The following is a 20887-nucleotide window of genomic DNA, read 5'->3' as shown; positions in this document are numbered from 1 at the left end:
TCGCGTCACCGGTGCGCCCGGCCGCGCGAGGCAGCGGCCGTCGCCGCCGCTGGTGGGACCCGGAGAGCGATCCGTCGCTGAGGTGTGTCATCGTCGTGGACGATGCTGAGGAGTGTGGTGCTCGCCGGCGGTGGCACGGCGGGCCATGTCGAACCTGCGCTGGCGGTCGCGGACGCCCTGCGGGCCGCTGACCCCCGGATGCGCCTGACCCTCCTGGGGACGGAGTCCGGGCTGGAGGCAAGGCTCGTGCCGGCCCGCGGGTACGAGCTGGTGACCATCCCGAAGGTGCCGTTGCCCCGTAAACCCACGCCGTCCCTGCTCACCGTGCCCGGCAGGCTCGCCGGGGCGGTCAGCCAGGCGTCGGCGGCGCTGCTGCGGGTGCGCGCGAGCGTGGTTGTGGGCTTCGGCGGGTACGTGTCCGTCCCGGCCTACCTCGCCGCGCGCCGGGCGGGCATCCCGATCGTCGTGCACGAGGCCAACCCGGTGCCGGGGGTGGCGAACCGCATCGGTGCCCGGTTCACGTCTTTTGTGGCGGTGTCCTACCCGGGCACTCCGTTGCGCGGCGGTCGGCTCACCGGTATCCCGCTGCGTCCGGAGATTCTGAGTCTGGACCGGTCGCCGACGGCCGCTCGGGCCGCCCGGATCAGCTACGGCCTGCACCCGGGTCACCCGACGCTGCTGGTTTTCGGTGGTTCGCAGGGGGCTCGGCGGCTCAACGACGTGATCAGTGCGACGGCCAGGGAGATCACTGCGAGCGGGGTCCAGGTCCTGCACGCGGCCGGGCCCAAGAACGTCGACACGGTGCTCGCGGCGCTGCCCCCGGACCTGCCTGTGCCCTATGTGGTGCGGCCGTATCTCGATCACATGGCATCCGCGTACGCGGCGGCGGACCTGGCCCTGTGCCGGTCCGGCGCGATGACCTGCGCGGAGCTGGCCGCGGTCGGCCTGCCCGCTGTCTACGTTCCGCTTCCGCACGGTAATGGTGAACAGCGGCGTAATGCCCTGGCGACGGTGGAGGCCGGCGGCGGTCTGCTGGTCGACGATGCCGGGCTCTCCCCGGAGTGGGTGCGCGCGGAGCTGCTGGGCCTGCTTACCTCGGCCGAGCGGCTGGCGAAGATGGCGGCGGCCTGCGCCGGTTGCGGGCATCCCGGTGCCGTGGACGCGATCGTGTCGATGATCAGGGATGCCGCGGCCTCCCGCCGGCGGCAACCGGCACGCCACGCTGCCCGCTGAACCTCGGTCCGAGGCGATGGATGGGGCAAGATGTCAGCTGTGACAGCTCGGGCGCTACCGGACAACTTCGACCGCGTGCACCTCGTCGGGATCGGTGGCGCCGGTATGAGCGGCCTCGCGCGCCTGCTGCTGCGGCGCGGCGCGTTTGTGTCCGGAAGCGATGCCCGCGACACCCGTCACCTGGCCGCGCTACGGGCGCTCGGGGCGGAGGTGATGATCGGTCATGATCCACGGCATGTCGGCGACATCCATACGTTGATCTTTTCCCAGGCCATTCCGGCTGGAAATCCGGAGGTCGAGGAGGCGAGAAGGCGCGGCCTGCGCGTCGTCTCACGGGCCGCCGCGCTGGCCGCGCTGATGCGGGGATTCCAGGGGCTCGCGGTCGCCGGTACCCACGGGAAGACGACGACCACGCTGATGGCCACCGTCGCCATGCAGGCATGTGGAGCCGACCCGTCATTCGTCACCGGTAGTGATATCAACGAGGCTGGCTCCAACGCGCATGCCGGTTCGGGTGAGATCTTCATCGCCGAAGCCGACGAGAGCGACGGCGGATTCCTCCTCCTCGAGCCGTTCGCGGCGGTCGTCACCAACGTTGAGGCCGATCATCTTGACTACTACCGTCAGCGTGCGGACGTCGACACGGCCTTCGCGCGGTTCGTCAGCGGCGTCGACCCGGCCGGCTTTGTGGTGGCCTGCCTGGACGACCCCGGCGCGGCCAGGCTCATCACCGCGCTGCGGGACAGCGAAGGCCCGAAGGTGCCACGGGTCACCACCTATGGCGAGTCGGTGGACGCCCACGTCCGGGTGGAGCTCGCGATGGTCTCGCCGACCGGTTCCACCTGTGAGGTGGTCGTGCGGGGCCGGCGGCTGGGCGAGCTGACCCTGCGGGTACCCGGGCGGCACAACCTGCTGAACGCCGCGGGCGCGCTGGCCGCCGGGCTGGAGCTCGGCCTGCCCGCGACTGGTCTGCTGGCGGGGCTGGCGGGGTTCGCCGGTGTCCGCCGCCGGTTTGAGGCCAAGGGCACCGTCGAGGGCATCCGGGTGATCGACGACTACGCCAACCATCCCACCAAGCTCATGGCTGTGTTGCGGACCGCCCGTGACGTTGCCGACGGCGGCGGTGTCGTCGTCGCGTTCCAGCCGCACCTGTACAGCCGGACGGCGGCCTTCGCGGCCGAGTTCGGCGCCGCGTTGGGCCTTGCGGACGCTGTTGTGATCATGGATGTCTTCGGCGCGGGGGAGCGGGAGATCCCCGGGGCCGGTGGCGCGGCGATCGCCGCCCGCGTGCCGCTTCCCGCCGACCGGGTCGTCTACGAGCCATCCTGGTCGGCCGCGGCGGGCCGGGTCGCGGCGTTCGCGCGTCCGGGCGATCTGGTGCTCACGGTCGGCGCGGGTGACGTGACCCTGCTGGGCGGGGAGATCCTGCGCGTCCTCGCCGAACGCGCCACCCTCCCCAGCTGATCATAAGGAACGCCCGAGCCTGCGGCGTCGCGAGCCAGCCGGCATCGACTCCGATTGTGTCAATGGTCGAAGATCTCGTTCGTGATAATCGTTTTGCCGGTGTCAGAGCCAGGCAACGTACACGTACACGCCGCCGAGCTCGTCGCTGTTCTTGGGTCCGATCTTTTTGACCGTGAACCTGAACCCATGTTGGCGTAGCGTCTGTCCGTACTGACCCCGCCCCTTCAATACGACCAGTCCGCGGGTCTCGACACCAGACCGAAGTAGTGGAGCCACCGGACTGCCGATGTTACCGCCGCATTGACCGCACTGTTTGGGATCCTGCCGCGGTTTGGGGCGGACTGCTACTTGCGGTGCGGACCAGGAGCTCCCAGGCAACGGTTGTGGTGGCTGGCCCGAATGAGGAAGGCTGCATCGGTGCGAGGCAGCCGCGCCACGCTGCGGCGGGAAGACCGCCCAAGCCGCCTCCGTGCCGGAACCGGCCGCCCTCGGCGGAGCCGTGCCGAGGAACTGATCCGTGGCGTCAGGGCAGGTGCGGCGGTGCGGCGGCGAGGAGTTCGTCGAGCAGGGTGGCCCGGTGGCTGATGTAGGCCGGTTCGCCGCGCTCGTCGGTGCCCAGTGCGTACATGTGCGCTGTCGCCGGGCCGCGGTCACGTTCGATCCGCCAAAACCGGGCGATGCCGGCGCGGGCGTACTCACCCGGTTTGATCATGCGGTCGAGGTTCTCCGATCCCGGTGAGACGACCTCCACCACGAGCAGGGTGTCAGCTGGGTCGATCCAGACGGTGCCGCGTGGGGCCGGGCGGCACAGGACGAGAACGTCCGGGCTACGGCCGCTGGAGGACTCGGTGATCCGCAGGCCCGGCGTGGCGAGCACCCGGTCTGCGCTGTGGCCGTGGGTGACCAGCCATACGATGATCTGTGTGATCAGCGCGGCGTGTTCGGCGTCGGCTGGCGGCATGACCAGCAGATTCCCCTCGGCGAGTTCGTATCGGTGGAGCTCGTCGGCCGTGGCCAGCTGAGTCACGTCATCCAGCGTGAGCGCCCGTCCGGGCAGCTGGACCAGCAGCGGAGGGGCCGGGTGCACGATCGTCACGTCGACCTCCCCTGCGCTGCCCGCTGGGACGCCCGAGCAGGATCCGATCTTCAGTGTAGCGGTGGCCCGCAGCAGCTGGGGCGTGGCTGCGGGGGAGGCGGGGTGGGGTGTGGTGTTCACTGCCTGCTGTGAACCGCGAGAACTCTCAGCATGTCCGATTCCTCGGTATCGCGGGGGCGGGGCTGTCCGCGCTCGCCCATGTCCATCTTGCCCGTGGCGGCGCGGTCAGCGGCAGTGACGCCCAGGACGCTCCTCGTCTGGACGCGCTGCGTGCCGCTGGCGCACAGGTGCGGGTGGGGGCTGTCACGGACCCCGGCGAGCTGGCCGCGGAACTGGTCGGGGTGGACGTGGTGGTCGCCTCCAGCGCGTTCCCCGACGATCATCCCGAGCTGCTGGCTGCCCGGCGCGCTGGGATTCCCGTCCGCCGCCGCGGCGACTGGCTGCCCGAGCTGACCGCTGGCTACGACCTGCTTGCGGTCGCCGGCTCGCACGGCAAGACCACCACGTCCGCCATGCTCAGCCTCGTGCTGCGGGCCGCGGGCCTCGACCCGACGGCGGTCATCGGTGCCGAGGTCGCTCAGCTCGGCGGTAACGCGCTGGTGGGCGCCGGCCGGGTGTTCGTCCTGGAGGCTGACGAGTACGGCGGGGCGTTCGCGAACCTCGACCCCGTTCTCGCGGTGATCACCAACATCGAGTGGGAGCATCCCGATGTGTTCCCCGATGAGGCGGCCGTGCGCGCGGCCTTCACCGCGTTCGCCCTGCGGGTCCGCGCGGGGGGGACGCTCGTCGCCTGTGGTGATCATCCAGGTGTCCGGATGGTGCTTGCGGCCTTGCCGCACGGCCACGCGCGTGTCGTCGACTACGGTCTGGACGCGGGCCGCGCCTGGCGGGCGGTTGATCCGCGGGCGACGCCGGGCGGCGGCGTCCGGGCAACAGTGCGCCACCGCGGCGAGGAGGCTGGGACGCTCGACCTCGCGTTGCCGGGCACCCACACCGTCCTCAACGCTCTCGCGGTACTTGCCGTGGCCACCGAGCTGGGCCTTGCCGTGCCCGACACGCTTGCGACGCTGGCGACCTACACCGGGGCGGCCCGGCGGTTCCAACGGGTCGGCACGGCCGCGCCTACTGACCGCCGCGGCCCGTTGGAGATCGTTGATGACTATGCCCATCACCCGACCGAGATCCTGGTGACGCTGGCGGCGGCCCGCCAGCGGGCCCAGTCGCGCCAGGTGTGGGCTGTCGTCCAGCCGCACACGTTCAGCCGGCTGGCCGCCCTGATGGATGACTTCGCCGCCGCGTTCATCGATGCCGACCGGGTGTACGTCACCGACATCTACGCCGCCCGCGAGCACGACACCCTGGGCCTGCACGCCAGTGACCTGGCCAAGAAGATTTTCGTCCCGGAGACGACGTACTACGTTCCGTGGGCGGGACTCACCGATCGGCTGGTGACCGATCTGTCGGTGAGCCTGCCAGCCGCGCCGGACGGCGTCCTGCTGCTGACGCTCGGCGCTGGAACGATCACCGAGATCGGTCCGCGCCTGCTCGCGGCGCTGGATGGCAGGCCGGACAGGTGAGAACCACCGCCGTGGAGGCGCTGGCGGGAGGGCGTTCGATCAGGGAGCGGCGTCCGGGTGGCCGGGCTGCCGGACCTGGCCAGGCCGATGCGCGGAGGTGGAGCGGGCTGGCATCGAGGGCCGGCCGAGCGCGGTCATATCGTGCGTGCGGTCATATCGTGGTTGTGGTCATACCGTGCTTGTGGTCATAGTGTGGTTGCGGTCATAGTCTGGTCATTGCGCGGCCGTCGTTTGTGGTTCGTGTCGGATGCGAGATCTTCCCGTTCGAAAGGGTGGTCACCTCCCGAGGCTGAGACGCGTCAGGGGGTGGCGGGTGGCGCGGCATAGTACTCGGTTTGCGGGATGGGAGGCGATCGTTTCCCGGGTGCGCAATGATGTGACCCGATGGACGCAAAGGTTCCGGGTGACGCGCCGGGTGCGTCCTTGACCCCCGCGCTGCGCGTCCCTACTGTCCGGTCCACGGTTGGAAGTTGACATAACATTAACCGTCTAGCTGACGGTGAAGGTTGAAGCTCATCAGCCGTTCCCCGCTCCATCCACTCGGCGCCGCCTTCCCCGCTGCACCGGGCGGCTGGGGCATGTCCCCCGTCCGCCCACCGATGCCGCTGGAGGACCGACACCGCATGGCAGCTCCTCAGAACTACCTGGCGGTGATCAAGGTCGTCGGGATTGGCGGTGGCGGCGTCAATGCCGTCAACCGCATGATCGAGGTTGGGCTCAAGGGTGTCGAGTTCATCGCGATCAATACCGACGCCCAAGCCCTGCTGATGAGCGACGCCGACGTCAAGCTCGACGTCGGCCGGGAGCTCACCCGAGGGCTCGGCGCGGGCGCCGACCCGGAGGTCGGTCGCCAGGCTGCCGAAGATCATCGCGAGGAGATCGAAGAGGTCCTCAAGGGCGCCGACATGGTGTTCGTGACCGCGGGGGAAGGCGGTGGTACCGGCACCGGCGGCGCGCCGGTGGTGGCCAACGTCGCCCGGTCGCTCGGCGCGTTGACCATCGGTGTCGTCACCCGCCCGTTCACGTTCGAAGGGCGCCGCAGGGCAACCCAGGCGGATTCTGGAATCGACGCCCTGCGTAATGAAGTTGACACGCTCATCGTCATTCCGAACGACCGGCTGTTGGCGATGACGGATCGTGACATCAGTGTGCTGGACGCGTTCCGCAGCGCGGACCAGGTCCTGCTCTCCGGTGTTCAGGGCATTACCGATCTCATTACCACCCCGGGTCTGATCAACCTCGACTTCGCCGATGTCAAGACCGTCATGTCGCATGCGGGCAGCGCGTTGATGGGTATCGGGCGTGCCCGCGGAGACGACCGCGCCATTGTCGCGGCCGAACAGGCCATCGCCTCGCCTCTCCTGGAGGCGAGCATGGACGGCGCCCAAGGGGTGCTGCTGAACATCTCGGGCGGATCCGATCTTGGCCTGTTCGAGATCAATGCCGCGGCCGAGCTGGTGGCGGACGCGGCCCATCCCGAAGCGAACATTATTTTTGGCGCGGTCATCGACGACGCGCTCGGCGACGAGGTCCGGGTGACGGTCATCGCCGCGGGCTTCGACACCGTCCAGGACCGCCGGACTCGTGGCCTGGCAAGCACCCGACGGCCCGGTAACGGTCAGCCGGCGGGGCCCGGGGCCACCGGTCCGGGCCCCGCCGGAGCCGGTGGGGCGCCTGCCGTCACGCCCGGCGCGACCGTGGCGCCGTCCGCCACCACGCCGTCCGCCCCGCCGGCGACGGTCGGATCACCGCCGGTCTTCGCGGCGTCCACGCCGCAGCCGCGGCCGGTTTCCGTGGCGACGCAGGCGGCACACACCCCCTCGTCCCAGCCCTCGACGAACCCGCAGCCGACCTATTCCTCGCCGGCGGCCTACAGCCCCTCGCCGACTTTTGCCCCGTCCTCGCCGGGCCAGCCGCGGACGTCCGCTCCCGGGCATGTGACGGATGTGTCCGACGACCGGGACTACGGTCACGACGGGTCCATGTCTCGACGCGACGGTGCCGAGTCCGGCGCCGATGAGGGCTATCCGCCGTATCGGGAGCCGCGGGAGGGCCATCGGCCGAGCTATCCGACGTCGCGGCGGTCGGTCCGGCCGGTCGCCGAGGATGACGACGAGCTCGACGTCCCCGACTTTCTCAAGTAGTCGGGGACGGTGCCGGCCCGGGCCCGCTCGGCCGCGCCCAGGCCGGTCGTGTCCGTGTCCGCCGCTGTCCGTGTCGGTAGCGGCCCTATGAGCGTCTCTGGCCGCTCCGGCCCGGTGCCGGCGGCGATGTTACCGCCGCCGGCACCGCGTGGGCGGGACCAGTCGTGAGCGCCGTTGGCGGGCCACCGCTGGCGGATGCTGGCCGGCGTGCGGAACTGCGGCTCAACCTCGCCGACGTCCGTGACCGGATCACCGTCGCGGCGGCCGCGGCAGGGCGTGCGGCCGGCGAGCTCACCCTTGTCGCGGTGAGCAAGACCTGGCCAGCGGCGGATGTTGTGCTGCTGCGTGAGCTGGGGGTCACCGACTTCGCGGAAAACCGGGAGCAGGAGGCTCGCCCAAAGGCGGCAGCTGTGACGAAACACCTTTTTGACGGTGAGGTTTCGGCCGCGTCGCGGTCGGGCTCGCGCGGCGCCGACCAGTGGATCGATCAGGGGACCGGCCAGGGGATCGAACGGGGGCGCCGGGTGGGCCAACCGCGCCAGGCCGGCCCGCCGGGCCCGGCGCCCGTGCCGTTGTCCCCGCCCTGCTGGCATTTCGTCGGTCAGCTCCAGCGCAACAAGGCCCGTTCGGTGACGCAGTGGGCGCACTGGGTCCAGTCGGTCGACCGGGCGCCGTTGGTCGCGGCGCTGTCCAGCGCGGCGGTCGCACACGGTCGCGAGATCGTCGTCTGTCTGCAGGTGTCGCTGGACGGGCACAGCGCCAGCGCCGGTCGAGGCGGCGCGTCGCCAGCGGACATACCCGCCCTCGGCGATCTGGTGGTGGGCAGCCGGGGGCTCGTTCTCGCCGGGGTGATGGGGGTTGCGCCCCGCGGCGCGCCGGCTCGCCCGGCCTTCGCCAGGTTACGTGAGGTTTCGGACGTGCTTCGGCGAGGGCATCCCGAGGCGTCGGTGATCAGCGCGGGTATGTCTGGGGACCTTGCGGAGGCGGTGGCCGAAGGCGCGACACACCTTCGCATCGGGACGGCTTTGTTCGGTCAACGGCGTGGTGTCCCTTAGAGTCGCGCCCATGGGTGTCGCGCGCAGGGCGATGGTCTACCTCGGTCTGGCCGAGGAGGACGAAGACTACCTCGAGGACGAGTACGACGATGGCGGTCACGACGCCGGTCATGACGACCGGCGTGACGCCCGTGAGCCCATGCCCGCGGAGCGGTCGGTCCGTCGTATTGATGCACGTGAGGAGCCGCCTGCGATGCCGCGTCGCCCCCCGGTCGAACAGCTCCGGCCGACAGGCCCAGTCCCGATGCGCAGGCCGTCCGCGGTCGAGGAGCCGTCGCCCTATCGTATTACCACATTGCAACCGCGTAGTTACAATGAGGCGCGGCAGATCGGGGAGGAGTTTCGCGACGGGACTCCGGTTATCATGAATCTGACTGAGATGGATGACGTCGATGCCAAGCGGCTGGTCGACTTCGCCGCGGGCCTCGTGTTCGGCCTGCGGGGGTCGATCGAGAAGGTCACCAACAAGGTGTTCCTGCTCTCGCCGCATAACGTCGAGGTCACCGAGACCGACAAACGGCGCATCCGTGAGGGTGGCTTCTACAATCAGTCATGATCACGTATCAACCGTCATCGGACCACGGTCCCCGCAGGCACAGGAGAGTCCGCCATCAGTGCACTTGGTGACGTGATCTCCGCGCTGCTGCTTGTCTATCTGCTGCTGCTGATTGCGCGCGCGGTGATAGATCTTGTGCTCTCGCTGAACCACACCTTCAGACCAGCCGGAGTTCTGGTACTAGTCTTTGAGACCGTGTACACGGTCACGGACCCTCCGTTGAGATTCGTCCGGCGGTTTATTCCTCTTCTGCGGGTGGGCAGCGTTGCATTTGACCTTGGTTTCTTATTGATCTTAATTGTTATCATGGTCTTGCGGAGACTCGCGGGTGGGCTGTGACCAAGTCGCGCGCACGGCGAACGCGCACGGCAGACTGCCGCTGGACCGCCCTCTCCGGGGGAGCGGCAATGCCGCATCATGAGGAGGCGACGTGGCTCTGACACCGCAGGACGTGCAGAACAAGGTCTTCAGTCCGACTCGGTTCCGCACCGGGTACAACGAGGACGAGGTCGACTCCTTTCTCGATGATGTCGAGAGTGAGCTCACCAGGCTTCTGGACGAGAACACCGATCTGCGTCGGCAGCTCGACGAGGCACGCCGCGTGGGCGGTGGCGGCCCAGGCGTACCCGCTCAGGTCCTTGAGGAGAACCAGCAGCTGCGCCGGCAGCTGGAGGAGGCGCGGCGCCAGGTGGCGCAGGCCCAGGCGCAGGCCGCACAGGCGGTGCAGGCCGCGCAGGCCGCCCGCGAGCGTCCTGTGGCGGCGCAGCCGGCGACCGCGGCCGCGACCGCGGTGATGCCGGCGGTGCCCGCGTCGGCCCAGGCCCCGGCCCGCACCGGCAACTCCCAACTGGATGCCGAGATCGAACAGCGGGTGGCCCGCACGCTCGTGCTGGCGCAGCGTACGGCGGACGAGGCGCTGCGGGAGGCCCGCAGCGAATCTGACCGTGCGCGCCGCGAAGCCCGGGCGGACGCCGACCGCATCATCGGCGAGGCACGGGCACACGTTGCCGAGCAGCTCGGTGGCCTCGAGGACGACAAGCGCCGGCTGGAGGGCCAGGTCGAGCAGCTGCGTGCCTTCGAGCGTGAATACCGCACACGGCTGCGTGCCTACCTGGAGATGCAGCTACGCGATCTGGACGGTATGCCGACGCAGCCGGCGGTCGGTCCGGGCGGTACCCCGCGCCCGCCGCTCAACCCCGGTACCGGGTCCGCGCCCCCGCCGCCGCCGACCGGGATCACCGCCGGCTCACAGCAGCCGGCCGCGAGTTCCGTCGCCGCGTCCGCTTTCCCGCCTGGGCCGCCGCTGGGCGCGGGAGCAGCGATGGCACGGGGAAGCGACAACGGCGGTGTCCGCGGTCCCGACATCGAACCGGCCCGCCGGGACTCCAGCGGACTACAGGATTTCTAGCCGGTCGAAGAGCGCGCGGACTCAGCTCCGCTGACGTCCCGGGCACATATGATTACCGTCAGTGGGATCTTGGCTCTGCTCTCAGCCGTGCTGCTCGGTATGGGGGTCCTCGGTGACGCCGTGTTCGCCTACGCGTCCCTTGTGACCGGCCTCGTCTCGGCTGCCCTGTTGCCGGTCGGCGTGCTCCGGCAGGCTCGGCGCTCATCCCGGGAATAGGTCTCCCGAGCCGCGCCGGCCAGCCTGCCACCAGCCAGCCGCCGGTCAGCCTGCCGCGCCGGCCGGGCTCAGCCAGAAGGTCAGCCCGAGATCCGGTGCGGTATGCCCGGTCCCAGCGGCCGGCGCGGAGCCACCGCTGTCGGGACCGGCAGTGTCGGGACCGGCAGCCCGCGTGAAGCTCACGGCGAGGACCTCGGCGGCCACGGCGGAGCCGTGCTCCAGCAGGGCCTGCGCCGTAGCCGGGGTGTCCGCCGACCAGCGGATGTCGACGCGGTCGGTGATATCCAGGCCGGAGGTCTTGCGGGCGTCCTGGAGGACCCGCACCACGTCCCGGGCGATGCCGGCGCGCCGCAGCGCGGGAGTGATCTCCAGATCGAGAGCGACGGACAGGCCTGACTCCGATGTCACAGCCCATCCCTCCCGGGGCGTTTCGGTGATGATCAGATCATCGCCGTCGAGGTCGAGCCGATCCCCGTCCACCTCGACGGTGAGGCGGCCGTGCACGGGCGGGCCGGCGGTCGCGATGGCCGCCGCGACCAGCGGGGTCCGCTTGCCGAACCGGCGGCCCAGCGCCCGGAAGTTCGGCTTCACGGTCACGTCGACCACGTCGGCGGTGGCGCCCTCGACGGCGGCGACGTTGAGCTCGTCGGCGATCTGGGCGCGCAGGTCCGCGGGCAGCCCGGCGAACTCGGGCGCCGCCACGACCGCGCGTGCCAGCGGCTGGCGCGTGCGCACACCGCTGCTCGCTCTGGCTGCCCGGCCGAGCTCGACAAGGCGGCGGACGAGGTCCATCTGGGCCGCCAGCCGGGTGTCCACAAGATCATACGCGGCCCGCGGCCAGTCGGCCAGATGGACCGAGTCCGGGGCCTGCGGCCGGACGCCGACGACCAGCTTCGACCACAGCGCGTCGGTCAGGAACGGCGTGAACGGGGCCATCAGCCGGGTCAGGCCGTCCAGGCAGGCGTAGAGGGTGTCCAGGGCGTCCGGATCGGCCTCCCAGAAGCGCCGCCGGGAGCGCCGCACGTACCAGTTGGACAGGTCGTCGATGAAGCGGGCCAGGCATCGGCCGGCCCGCAGCGAGTCGAACGCGTCCAGCGCCTCGGTGACCTCCGTGATGGCCGCGTGCAGTTCCGAGAGCACCCAGCGGTCGAGTACGGGGCGCGTCCGCGGGTCGGACGCGGGAGCACGGCCTGGTGCCCAGCCGCCGGCATTGGCGTAGAGGACGAGGAACGACGCGGTGTTCCAGTAGGTCAGCAGCACCTTGCGGACGATGTCCTCAAGGGCCTCATGACCGACCCGGCGGTCCGCCCAGGGGGACCCGGCCGCGAGCATCAGCCAGCGCACCGCGTCCGCGCCGTGCCGGTCGAACAGCTCGAACGGGTCCAGCACGTTACCGATGTGCTTGCTCATCTTGCGGCCGTCGGCGTCGAGCAGCAGGCCCAGGCACAGCACGGTCTCGTAGGCGGAGCGGTCGAACACCAGCGTCCCCACGGCCATCAGCGTGTAGAACCAGCCGCGGGTCTGGTCGATGGCCTCGCAGATGTACTGCGCCGGGTACTGGCCCTCGAACTGTTCGCCGTTGCGGTGCGGGGCTCCCCACTGGGCGAACGGCATCGCTCCGCTGTCGTACCAGACATCGATCACTTCCGGTACCCGCCGCGCCACCGCCGCGCAGGCCGGGCAGGTGATCGTCACGTCATCGACGAACGGCCGGTGCGGGTCGAGCGCGGACAGGTCACGCCCGGCCAGGCCGGACAGTTCCAGCAGCGATCCGACGCAGGTCAGGTGGGCCGGATCGGCCGTGCAGCGCCAGACCGGCAGCGGCGTGCCCCAGTAGCGGCTGCGCGACAGCGCCCAGTCGACGTTGCCACGCAGCCACTCGCCGAACCGCCCGTTCTTGATCCGTTCGGGGTGCCAGTCGGTGCGTTCGTTCTCCGCCAGCAGCCGGTCAGCGATCGCGGTGGTCCGGATGTACCAGGACGGCAGCGGATAGTAGATCAGCGGCGTGTGGCAGCGCCAGCAGTGCGGATAGCTGTGGGTGTAGTCCTCGGCCCGCCACAGCACCCCACGCGAGCGCAGATCGTCGATGAGGGCCGCGTCCGCGTCCTTGAAGAACACCCCGCCGACCAGCGGGGTGCCGGCGACGAACCGGCCGTCCCGGCCCACCGGGTTGACCACGGGCAGGCCGTAGGCGCGGGCGACGGCGAGGTCCTCGGCGCCGAAGGCCGGGGCCTGGTGCACCAGCCCGGTGCCGTCGGTCGTGGTGACGTAGTCGGCGAGCACCACCGCATGCGCGGGCCCGCCGCTGAAATCCGTCATCGGCAGCAGTTCGAACGGCCGGGCGTAGGTCACGCCAGCGAGATCGCTTCCCCGGAGAGTCCGGATGACCTCGGCGTCCGCGCCCACCGCGGAACCGAGCAGCGGCTCGGCCACCAGCACCAGCTCACCGTCACGCCCGCCAGCCGCCGTCCGGGCGACGACATAGGTGACGTCGGGATGCGCGGCGACCGCGGTGTTGGACACCAGCGTCCATGGGGTGGTCGTCCAGACGAGCAGGCTCACCCCGGCGTCGCTGAGCGGGCCGGAGGTCACCGGGAAGCGGACGTACACCGAGGGATCGACCACGTCGGCGTATCCCTGGGAGACCTCGTGGTCGGACAGGGGCGTCTCGTCGCGCGGGCAGTACGGCGTGACCCGGTGGTCCTCGACGAGCAGGCCCTTGTCAAAGATCTGCTTGAGGGACCACCAGACGCTCTCAATGTAGGGGGTGTCCATCGTCCGGTAGGCGTTGTCCAGATCACACCAGTAGCCCATGCGCTCGGTCATCCGGGAGAAGTCCGCGACGTGGCGCAGCACCGACTCGCGGCAGCGGGCGTTGAACGCGGCGATCCCGAAGGCCTCGATGTCGCTCTTGCTGGTGAAGCCCAGCTCCTTTTCCACGGCGAGCTCCACCGGCAGGCCATGGCAGTCCCAGCCGGCGCGGCGCGGGACGTGGAAGCCACGCATCGTCCGGTAGCGGGGGAACAGGTCCTTGAAGACCCGGGCTTCGACGTGGTGGGTGCCGGGCTTGCCGTTGGCGGTGGGCGGACCCTCATAGAAGATCCACTGTGGCCCGTCCGCGGTCGCGGCCAGTGAACGCTCGAAGACCTTCAGGTCCTTCCAGCGCTCGAGGACATCACGCTCGAGGGCGGGCAGGTCAACCTGGGTCGGCAGCGCGGGGAAGGCCGGCATCGTGTGAGCGGGCATGTCGTGGGCGGGTGTTCCGTGGCTGGGCATCGCAGGTCTCCGTCGGGGATCAAGCTCCAACGGAGGGACGACACCCCGCGGTACCCGGCATCTCACCGGGGCGCGGTGGTACCGCGGTACCACCCTCCTTGCCGTTCAGGACGCCGGTACGCGGCAGCCTGGACGACCACTCTTCACGCGCGGTACCGGATCTACTGAGGGCGGGTGACACCCTGTTCTTCCGGCAGCTCAAGGGTGATCTTCACGACGCGCTGGCCGCCGGGCTTCCACCGTCCCCGGTTCGCTGGACACCCGTCACCGGCCGTCCCTGGCTGCGCCCGCCGCTACTCGTCCCGTCATCGCCGTCCGCTACGACCAGCGTAGTGGACGGCGGGATCCCACCATCACCTACCCGCACTCGTCGGACGATGGGGACGGCCGGTGTGGTGGCCGGTGCGCTGGTTCGTGCCGTCCTGGCCGGGTACCTGCGCGCGGGGGACGGCCCGGCGCCGGGGCCGGCGGATCGGCCGGCGGGCCACGGGCGCGTGGGTGCTTCCGGAGCCACCGCGCAGCGCCCGCACCGGCCAGTAGACAGCGCGGATCAGACCGGTACAGCGCCGCAGCGACAGCCCGAGCGCGCGGGTCCCGAGCGGCCCCCGGTAGCGGTCGACCTTGTGGACGCGGGTGTGGCAGTGGTGGCAGATGGGCACCAGGTCCCGGTTGGACTCATGCCCCGAGCCGGCGCGGAAATAGTCGACGTGGTGTGCGTGGTAGCCGACGCCGGACGGACCGTCGCGCCACGGCTTCCCGCAGATGTGGCACGGACGCTTGCCGGTTTCGGTGAGCCACCGCCGCCGCCTGGCCCGCCACTCGGGGCCGCCCACGTACTCGCCGTGGCTGCGGTAACCGTTCAGCCGCAGGGTGATGTGGAACCGCCCGCGCTCGATCCACCGGTCCACATGCCCGGCGATGCTGAGCGCCACGGCGACGCCCAGGATGATCCCGATCCAGTGCAGTGTCCGGCCGGAGGCCAGCTGCCACCAGCGGTCAGCCGCCGTCTGCGCGATGCCCCATAAGGCGTCGAAGGCGTTCGCCACTCTACTCACTCGCCGTTCACTCGCTCACCCTGTCCTGGTCCCCGGGAGTCTTCGAACTGAGAGGCGATTATGGCCCGTTCTGTCCAGCGATGCCTCGTACTGCCTCGAGGCACCGGCACTGAGGTGTCGTCACTCGTCACTCGTCCCGCGGCTTGCTGGGGAAGGGGAGCCGTGGGTGGCGGTCCTGCGCGGTACGGCCAGCGCCCGGCTCCGGTTTGCCGAGGCTGGGAAATCGGGGGCGCGTGACGGGCTTCGCCCGCCCGCCGGTCGCCCCACCTGTCGCCGCGACAATTCCGTTCAGGAGGACGTTGCGAGCGGAATCTTCCTCAAGTCCCCACAGGTCGAACCCGAAAATCCCGCTCAAAAAATCGGGGAGAGGTACGTCTTCCACCCGGACCGGGATGATCTTTCGTGTGGCCCTATTTGGGTCGGAACGCAAGGCGGCCTGCCATTCAACTCTCGCAAACTGGGATCTGACGAATGCTTGGGAAACTATGGCCACGATGCGGCGCGACGAGCTCACAGCCCGCTCGAGAGCCTCTATCCAGTTGGTTCCAGGAACGATATCCATTGTCGAAATCAGGACTCGGTATCCAGCTGCCTCGAGCTGCCACGTTAGCCACTCAGCCCAGGCGCTGTCCACCAAACAGTAGCTGATGAGAAAATCCGCCGCAAATGGCTGCCGCTGGAACTGCCGGGCCAGCTGGCGGCGTTCACTCTCGTCCAGGGGGACCTGCCGTACGATTGCCTGGTCTGTGAGATAACCTGTCAGCTGTTCACTGGCCGCGAGGATAGTGCCCTGTTGATTAGGGCGGTCGCCTACCGTAGCGAGCGTCTCCTCGTACGCGTAGAGAGTCTTGTATGGAACTTCCACGGCTCCCCAGTAGCGGTCTCGGGCATTTTCATCGAGGTCTTTCAAAAGATGGTCGAGGTGGATGCGTGCCAGGTCGCGGCTTGCCTCCAGCTTGGCGGTTTCGCCGTCCTCGACGCGCATCGGGACCGGCCAGATGGTGATATCTCGCTCACCGCGCTGCCGCCGGACGGACTCCACCACGGCCGCTGTTCCGGCGATACTCTGCGTGCTGAAGGTGAAGCAGGTGACAAGAATGTCGGGTAGCTGGACCGTGCAGATACCGGCGGTGTCGCTGAGACCGGTCCTACTGTCGATCAGGACATAGTCGAACTGCGCGGCCATGCTCTGCTTCATTGCCTCGACAAAAGCGCCGCCGCCGCGCTTGTCGTAGAAGCTGGACCAGTCGAACGAATTGACCTTGGCGCCGTACGCGTCGTCCTGGCGTCCCGCCGGCAGGAGTGAAAGGACACCGCCGGGCTCGAAGCCCCGCAGCGAAACGGTGTGGTTGAGCACGTCAGCGTAGGGCTCATGCCAACCGGGCGACGGGTCGCCCTGCGTGTCAAGGGTGGCCAGCGCATAGTCCCAGACCATGTCCATCACACCCGTCGAACCGGCCAGCTCGGGGTCGACGAGGAAGGGATGGAAGTATCTGTGTAGGCCGGGGGCCTCAAGATCCCAGTCGACGACGAGCACCCTGCGGCCGTTGCTCGCGAGGATCCAGGCGATGTTCGCCAACGCCATCGTCCGGCCCGTTCCACCCTTGTACGAGTAGAATGTCACGATTTTCCCCGGCTGGCGGTCGGCAGGCATGCTCATGCACCCACCGTAGGACCCGTGAGCTGGGGCTGACGGATATGATCGCCACTATCGGCGGTCCGGCTGGAGTCGGCTTCGCCGATCAGCAGTTTTTGGAGGTAGACGAGTACCTCAATCAGAGTACGGCGGAACTCGTCCGGAGTGTGTATCGCCCGGTAGAAACTCTGGTCGGGTTTCCGGTTCTTCTTGGGGAAGGTGGCTTTCAGCCCGGAGAGGCAATTCGCCGCGGATACGTCGGTGTTATTCCAGGTAATCATGACCGCGCTGTTGGGGTCGAAACGGCTGTCATAGGTATGAAGGATTTGCATGCGGTCCAGCAGGCTCATGGCACGCGGGTCCACCAGTAACACCACCAGTTCGTTGTCCCGGTCCGCGGCATCAAGGCGTTCAACGAGCTGACTGTCCAGCTTTTCCGGGTAGGGTGTCATCTTCTGGTCGATCGCAATGGCGGCGGCGATGCGGACGAGTGGTTCGGCGTCATCTGGGAGGAAGGGCGACCAGTCCATCGGACGGGTTCCGTAGTAGGTGTAGGGATCGGAGCCCCGGGCCAGTTCGGTGGCGGTTCCCGATGCGACGATGAAATGTACATGGTGCGGTCCGGCCGTGTTGTCGGAACCTGCTGTACCGCCCGCCGTGATCGGTGCGTCCGGCGCCTTTGCGAAGGCGTTTCCTGTCGTCTCCCATGCTGGTGGCGGAACTGCCGGGGCCAGCGTGTACCTGGCTGTGGTATCTATTATCTCCAGTGCGATCGCACTTAGTATCTGGTCATATTTGAGTGCCAGGGAGGGGTTCTTCTTGTTCTTCACAATTTTCATGAGGCCGAGCTTTGTGTACTCAGTGCTGTACTCGGTGAACTCGTGGTACTGAACTGCGACCGCGACCTGGGGTAAGCACAGGACACTCGGTGGTTCCCAGAGAAGTGGGAAGATCAGTGGCGGGGTCTCGCCGTTCACGGCCTTCGCTGTGTGGAGGCGGTCGGAGAACGCTTGCCACTCCCGGCCGCAGGAGTCGCTGTTGAAGTAGCGTGGCGAGAACAGTGGTATGAAAACCTGGCAATGGGCGAGTTCGTCGGCGAGCGCGTCCTTCCAGCGGGTACCGGAACGCATGTTCACGTCCTGGAAGCCGATGGCGCTCGGGTCCAGGGTTGTCTTCCCGGTGAGCTCGTCACGGAGATCGAGGTAGAAGTCGCGTACCCAGCCCCCCACGCCGTCAGTATGGGCGTAGCTGAGGAAGAACATGCTCACGGACACGCTCCACTGAAACTTGTGACGGTGGCTGACAGCATCCACCGGAGGCTCGCGCACGGTACAGTTGCCGGTGGTCAGGGCCTGACTCCGGTCAGCATACGAAGCCCGGTCCTGCTGGTTGGAATCGCACCATCAGGTTCTGCTCACCCGGAGACGGGAAGACGGTCAGCGGCTGGCTGGCGGCGGTGGTGCGGGTCTGGCCGTGGGGTGATCCAGCCATGGTGTGGCCTGGCCGTAGAGTAGGCCAGGTGCAGGAGACGTCAGCCACCGGTGAGAGTGGGACTGCCGGGTCGCGGGACGGGCCACCAGCGGCGGTGGCCGGGGATGCGGCGCGGGCGGCCACGCGGTCGGCGCGGGCGGTGGCCACGCTGGTAGGCGCGGGTCTCGTGGTCGTCACCACAGACGCGATCACGAAAATTGTCGCGGTGGCGCATATGTCGGACCGGGCGCCGATCAATCTGATCCCCGGTGTGCTCGACCTTCGGCTCACCCGCAACCCCGGGGCCGCGTTCAGCCTCGCCGGCGGTGCGACCGTGCTGTTCAGCCTGGTGGCCGTCGCGGTCGTCGTGGTCATTGTGCGGACCGCCCGGACCTTGAAGTCCACACCGTGGGCGGTGGTTCTCGGGCTCCTGCTCGGCGGCGCGCTCGGTAACCTCAGCGACCGGGTCTTCCGGGCACCGGCCCCGCTGCGCGGGCATGTTGTGGACTGGATCCACCTGCACCACTGGCCGGTTTTCAACATCGCGGACTCGGCGATCGTGATCGGCGGGATCCTCGCGGTCATCCTCGGGGCGCGGGGTGTCGGCGTCGACGGGCAGCGTACGACGGAAGCACGTGACCTGACCGATGAAAGCGAGAAGTGAGCGGCAGCGGGGGCCCGTTAGTGGGCGGAGGGGACAGACGCGCCCTGCCGGTGCCTGACGGGTTGGACGGCCTGCGGCTGGACGCGGCCATCGCTCGGATGTTCGGGTTATCCCGGACGGCCGCGGCCGCGCTTGTTGATGCCGGCTACGCCAGCGTCAACGGGACGGTGCGGGGCCGGTCCGATCGGGTGACCGGCGGCGCGTGGCTTGACGTCGAACTGCCGGCGGCGCCGCGACCGGTCCAGCTGGAGGCGACCCCGGTGCCCGGCCTCGAGGTGATCCATGATGATGGTGACATCGTCGTGGTGAGCAAGCCGGTGGGCGTGGCCGCCCATCCGGCTCCCGGCTTCGGTGGGCCGACCGTGATCGGCGGCCTCGCCGCCGCTGGCTACAGCATTGCGACCAGCGGTGCTGCCGAACGTCAGGGCATCGTCCACCGCTTGGACGTCGGCACCACGGGAGTCATGGTTGTCGCGAAAAGTGAGCACGCCTACACCGTGTTGAAGCGCGCCTTCCGGGAGCGGGAGGTGGAGAAGATCTATCGTGCTCTGGTGCAGGGACATCCTGATCCGTCCAGTGGCACGGTGGACGCACCGATTGACCGTCATCCGCGCAAGCCGGGCCTTTTCGCTGTGGTTGCGGATGGGAAGCCAAGCGTCACCCACTACGACACCGACGAGGCCTTCCGGGCCGCGTCCCTGCTGTCGGTGCGCCTTGAGACGGGCCGGACCCACCAGATCCGCGTGCACATGTCGGCCTTGCGGCATCCCTGCGTTGGTGATCTTTCTTACGGCGCTGACCCGGTTCTCGCCAGCAGGCTTGGGCTGGCCCGGCAGTGGCTGCATGCCGCTCGGCTGTCCTTCGCCCATCCCAGGGACGGGCGGTGGATGACGTTCACCAGCCCTGATCCAGCCGATCTGGCGGGGGCGGTGTCCCTGCTCCGGCAGCAGTCATGATTGCCGTCGGGGGCCAGGCGGTACGGGGTCCGCTGGTTCAGCGCGGACCTGTCGGGCGCGGGGTGGCGCGGGCGGCGGCTCGATCCGCGCGGGCGGCACGGGCTGTGCTGGACCAGCTTGACCGCCTGGATGACCGCGCGCTCCCGGTTGTGCGCCGGGTCCTTGATGCCGTAGCCGTGCGCGCGATGCACCTCCGCGCTGGGCTGCCGGCCCGCGCCGGGGCGCCGGCCCGGACGCGGGACATGGTCGTCCCGTTGTGGGCGCGGTCCGACCGGCCGGTGCCGGCCGGTGCCGGCGATAGCGACGGCGATGGTGATGCCCTGGCCGGGCAGGTCGCCGCGCAGCCCGCGCGGGCCTGCCCCGACGATGCCGGGACCGCCGCGTGGGTGGGCGGCGCGCGTCGCGTCGCCAGCAGGCTGGCGCTCGAGCGGACCGCACGGATTATGACGCTGGGGGCGGTCGGCGTCATCGGGGTGAGCGCGGTCGCGGCGCTGTGGCGGGGGCCGGCCGGTGGACGGGTCGATGTCGCGACGGACAGCGTGCGGACGTCCCTGCGCCCGGCCGAGTCGACGGACGGTTATCTGGCCGCGGCCCAGGCGCGGCTCGCCGTGCTGGCGCTCGCTCCCGAGCAGCCCGACATCTATGCGGCCGTCAGCTTCCCCGGCTACCGGACGCCGGAACAGACACGTGCCCTGCTCGGCGACTTCCGCACCGTGCGGGTGTTCTTCCGGGTTCCCCCTGACGGGCCGATCCTGACCACCGATGTCGGGGACCCGGCTCGTGACATCCCGGCCGCGTTCACGCGGGCCGCTGAGAGCGCGGCGTACCGTGTTGGCACCGCCGCTGACGCCGTCACGCGGGAGCGTGCCGAGGACGAGGCGGTGGCCCTGAGCGGCTCCTGCGCCTGCCTGTACGGGGCGGTTGTGCGGGCCCCGGCCGATCAGCTTGCCCTCCTCGCCGCGATGGCGTCGGTTCGGCTGGTGGACACCGCGCCGCCCGGTACCTCCGCGCCCGCGCCCACCCTTGTTCCGCTGCGGCCCGAGCAGCGTTGAACCACGTCGAACCGCGTTGAACGGGCGGT

At 69.4% G+C, this 20887-nt stretch carries 17 protein-coding genes; 12 read left to right on the top strand and 5 right to left on the bottom strand.

Annotation, left to right across the window (positions count from 1 at the left end; all coding sequences use genetic code 11):
• Positions 1–102 precede the first annotated feature (102 nt).
• Both murG and murC (MJ777_RS02805) read left to right on the top strand, forming a co-directional pair.
• The gene (murG, locus tag MJ777_RS02810) at positions 103–1233 is read left to right on the top strand and encodes an undecaprenyldiphospho-muramoylpentapeptide beta-N-acetylglucosaminyltransferase (RefSeq protein ID WP_239311154.1); all 1131 of its coding nucleotides are present in this window, start codon (positions 103–105) and stop codon (positions 1231–1233) included.
• Between the two features lie 30 nt (positions 1234–1263).
• Positions 1264–2697 (top strand): UDP-N-acetylmuramate--L-alanine ligase, encoded by a 1434-nt coding sequence (murC, locus tag MJ777_RS02805; protein WP_239372910.1) that lies wholly within the window; start codon positions 1264–1266, stop codon positions 2695–2697.
• Positions 2698–3220: 523 nt separating this feature from the next.
• Here murC (MJ777_RS02805) and MJ777_RS02800 read toward each other — a convergent pair.
• On the bottom strand, positions 3221–3913 hold the full coding sequence (locus MJ777_RS02800; RefSeq protein WP_239372908.1) for a Uma2 family endonuclease: 693 nt from the start codon (positions 3911–3913) through the stop codon (positions 3221–3223).
• Positions 3914–3921: 8 nt separating this feature from the next.
• Here MJ777_RS02800 and murC (MJ777_RS02795) point away from each other — a divergent pair, with 8 nt between their 5' ends.
• From murC (MJ777_RS02795) to MJ777_RS02765, 7 genes are all read left to right on the top strand, one after another.
• Positions 3922–5370: a UDP-N-acetylmuramate--L-alanine ligase gene (gene murC / locus MJ777_RS02795; RefSeq protein ID WP_239372906.1), complete on the top strand. Its 1449-nt coding sequence runs from the start codon at positions 3922–3924 to the stop codon at positions 5368–5370.
• A 623-nt stretch (positions 5371–5993) separates the two neighbouring features.
• On the top strand, positions 5994–7514 hold the full coding sequence (gene ftsZ, locus MJ777_RS02790) for a cell division protein FtsZ (RefSeq protein WP_239312195.1): 1521 nt from the start codon (positions 5994–5996) through the stop codon (positions 7512–7514).
• A gap of 164 nt (positions 7515–7678) precedes the next feature.
• On the top strand, positions 7679–8569 hold the full coding sequence (locus MJ777_RS02785) for a YggS family pyridoxal phosphate enzyme (protein ID WP_239312193.1): 891 nt from the start codon (positions 7679–7681) through the stop codon (positions 8567–8569).
• Positions 8570–8579: 10 nt separating this feature from the next.
• Positions 8580–9125, top strand: a complete 546-nt coding sequence (locus tag MJ777_RS02780; RefSeq protein ID WP_239312200.1) for a cell division protein SepF — start codon at positions 8580–8582, stop codon at positions 9123–9125.
• Between the two features lie 84 nt (positions 9126–9209).
• A complete protein-coding gene (locus tag MJ777_RS02775) occupies positions 9210–9464 on the top strand; it encodes a YggT family protein (protein WP_239347064.1) in 255 nt (84 codons plus the stop codon).
• A gap of 91 nt (positions 9465–9555) precedes the next feature.
• A complete protein-coding gene (locus MJ777_RS02770) occupies positions 9556–10533 on the top strand; it encodes a DivIVA domain-containing protein (protein ID WP_239312191.1) in 978 nt (325 codons plus the stop codon).
• Positions 10534–10581: 48 nt separating this feature from the next.
• Positions 10582–10749: a hypothetical protein gene (locus MJ777_RS02765; RefSeq protein WP_239312189.1), complete on the top strand. Its 168-nt coding sequence runs from the start codon at positions 10582–10584 to the stop codon at positions 10747–10749.
• A 45-nt stretch (positions 10750–10794) separates the two neighbouring features.
• Here MJ777_RS02765 and ileS read toward each other — a convergent pair whose 3' ends face one another.
• The 4 genes from ileS to MJ777_RS02745 form a co-directional block, all read right to left on the bottom strand.
• The gene (gene ileS / locus MJ777_RS02760; protein ID WP_370652631.1) at positions 10795–14025 is read right to left on the bottom strand and encodes an isoleucine--tRNA ligase; all 3231 of its coding nucleotides are present in this window, start codon (positions 14023–14025) and stop codon (positions 10795–10797) included.
• 353 nt (positions 14026–14378) lie between these two features.
• Positions 14379–15080, bottom strand: a complete 702-nt coding sequence (locus tag MJ777_RS02755) for an HNH endonuclease (protein WP_239312361.1) — start codon at positions 15078–15080, stop codon at positions 14379–14381.
• A gap of 127 nt (positions 15081–15207) precedes the next feature.
• Positions 15208–16740, bottom strand: coding sequence for a KGGVGR-motif variant AAA ATPase (locus MJ777_RS02750; protein WP_239347056.1), 1533 nt, complete (start codon positions 16738–16740; stop codon positions 15208–15210).
• Positions 16737–17978, bottom strand: coding sequence for a TIR-like protein FxsC (locus MJ777_RS02745; protein WP_239347061.1), 1242 nt, complete (start codon positions 17976–17978; stop codon positions 16737–16739). Before MJ777_RS02745 ends, MJ777_RS02750 begins: the two co-directional genes overlap by 4 nt.
• Positions 17979–18235: 257 nt before the next feature.
• Here MJ777_RS02745 and lspA point away from each other — a divergent pair, with 257 nt between their 5' ends.
• The 3 genes from lspA to MJ777_RS02730 are packed head-to-tail and all read left to right on the top strand — an operon-like array spanning position 18236 to position 20858.
• Complete coding sequence (gene lspA, locus MJ777_RS02740) at positions 18236–18850, top strand: signal peptidase II (RefSeq protein WP_370652630.1); 615 nt, start codon at positions 18236–18238, stop codon at positions 18848–18850.
• 50 nt (positions 18851–18900) lie between these two features.
• Positions 18901–19806, top strand: a complete 906-nt coding sequence (locus MJ777_RS02735; protein WP_370651714.1) for an RluA family pseudouridine synthase — start codon at positions 18901–18903, stop codon at positions 19804–19806.
• Positions 19803–20858: a hypothetical protein gene (locus MJ777_RS02730; RefSeq protein WP_239372904.1), complete on the top strand. Its 1056-nt coding sequence runs from the start codon at positions 19803–19805 to the stop codon at positions 20856–20858. Before MJ777_RS02735 ends, MJ777_RS02730 begins: the two co-directional genes overlap by 4 nt.
• The last annotated feature ends 29 nt before the right edge of the window (positions 20859–20887 follow it).

This window comes from Protofrankia sp. Cj5, assembly GCF_917627405.1.
In the GTDB taxonomy this organism is placed as follows: Bacteria; Actinomycetota; Actinomycetes; order Frankiales; family Frankiaceae; genus Protofrankia.
The sequence above is the reverse complement of the archived record's forward strand: the minus strand, read 5'-3'. Positions and strand labels throughout refer to the sequence as shown.

Bases quoted from the DNA above. Each gene is read 5' to 3' on its own strand.
- MJ777_RS02730 (WP_239372904.1), top strand. From the start codon at position 19,803: ATGATTGCCGTCGGGGGCCAGGCGGTACGGGGTCCGCTGGTTCAGCGC.
- MJ777_RS02765 (WP_239312189.1), top strand. From the start codon at position 10,582: ATGATTACCGTCAGTGGGATCTTGGCTCTGCTCTCAGCCGTGCTGCTC.
- MJ777_RS02750 (WP_239347056.1), bottom strand. From the start codon at position 16,740: ATGAGCATGCCTGCCGACCGCCAGCCGGGGAAAATCGTGACATTCTAC.
- MJ777_RS02780 (WP_239312200.1), top strand. From the start codon at position 8,580: ATGGGTGTCGCGCGCAGGGCGATGGTCTACCTCGGTCTGGCCGAGGAG.
- murG (WP_239311154.1), top strand. From the start codon at position 103: ATGCTGAGGAGTGTGGTGCTCGCCGGCGGTGGCACGGCGGGCCATGTC.
- ileS (WP_370652631.1), bottom strand. From the start codon at position 14,025: ATGCCCAGCCACGGAACACCCGCCCACGACATGCCCGCTCACACGATG.
- ftsZ (WP_239312195.1), top strand. From the start codon at position 5,994: ATGGCAGCTCCTCAGAACTACCTGGCGGTGATCAAGGTCGTCGGGATT.
- MJ777_RS02745 (WP_239347061.1), bottom strand. From the start codon at position 17,978: ATGTTCTTCCTCAGCTACGCCCATACTGACGGCGTGGGGGGCTGGGTA.
- murC (WP_239372910.1), top strand. From the start codon at position 1,264: ATGTCAGCTGTGACAGCTCGGGCGCTACCGGACAACTTCGACCGCGTG.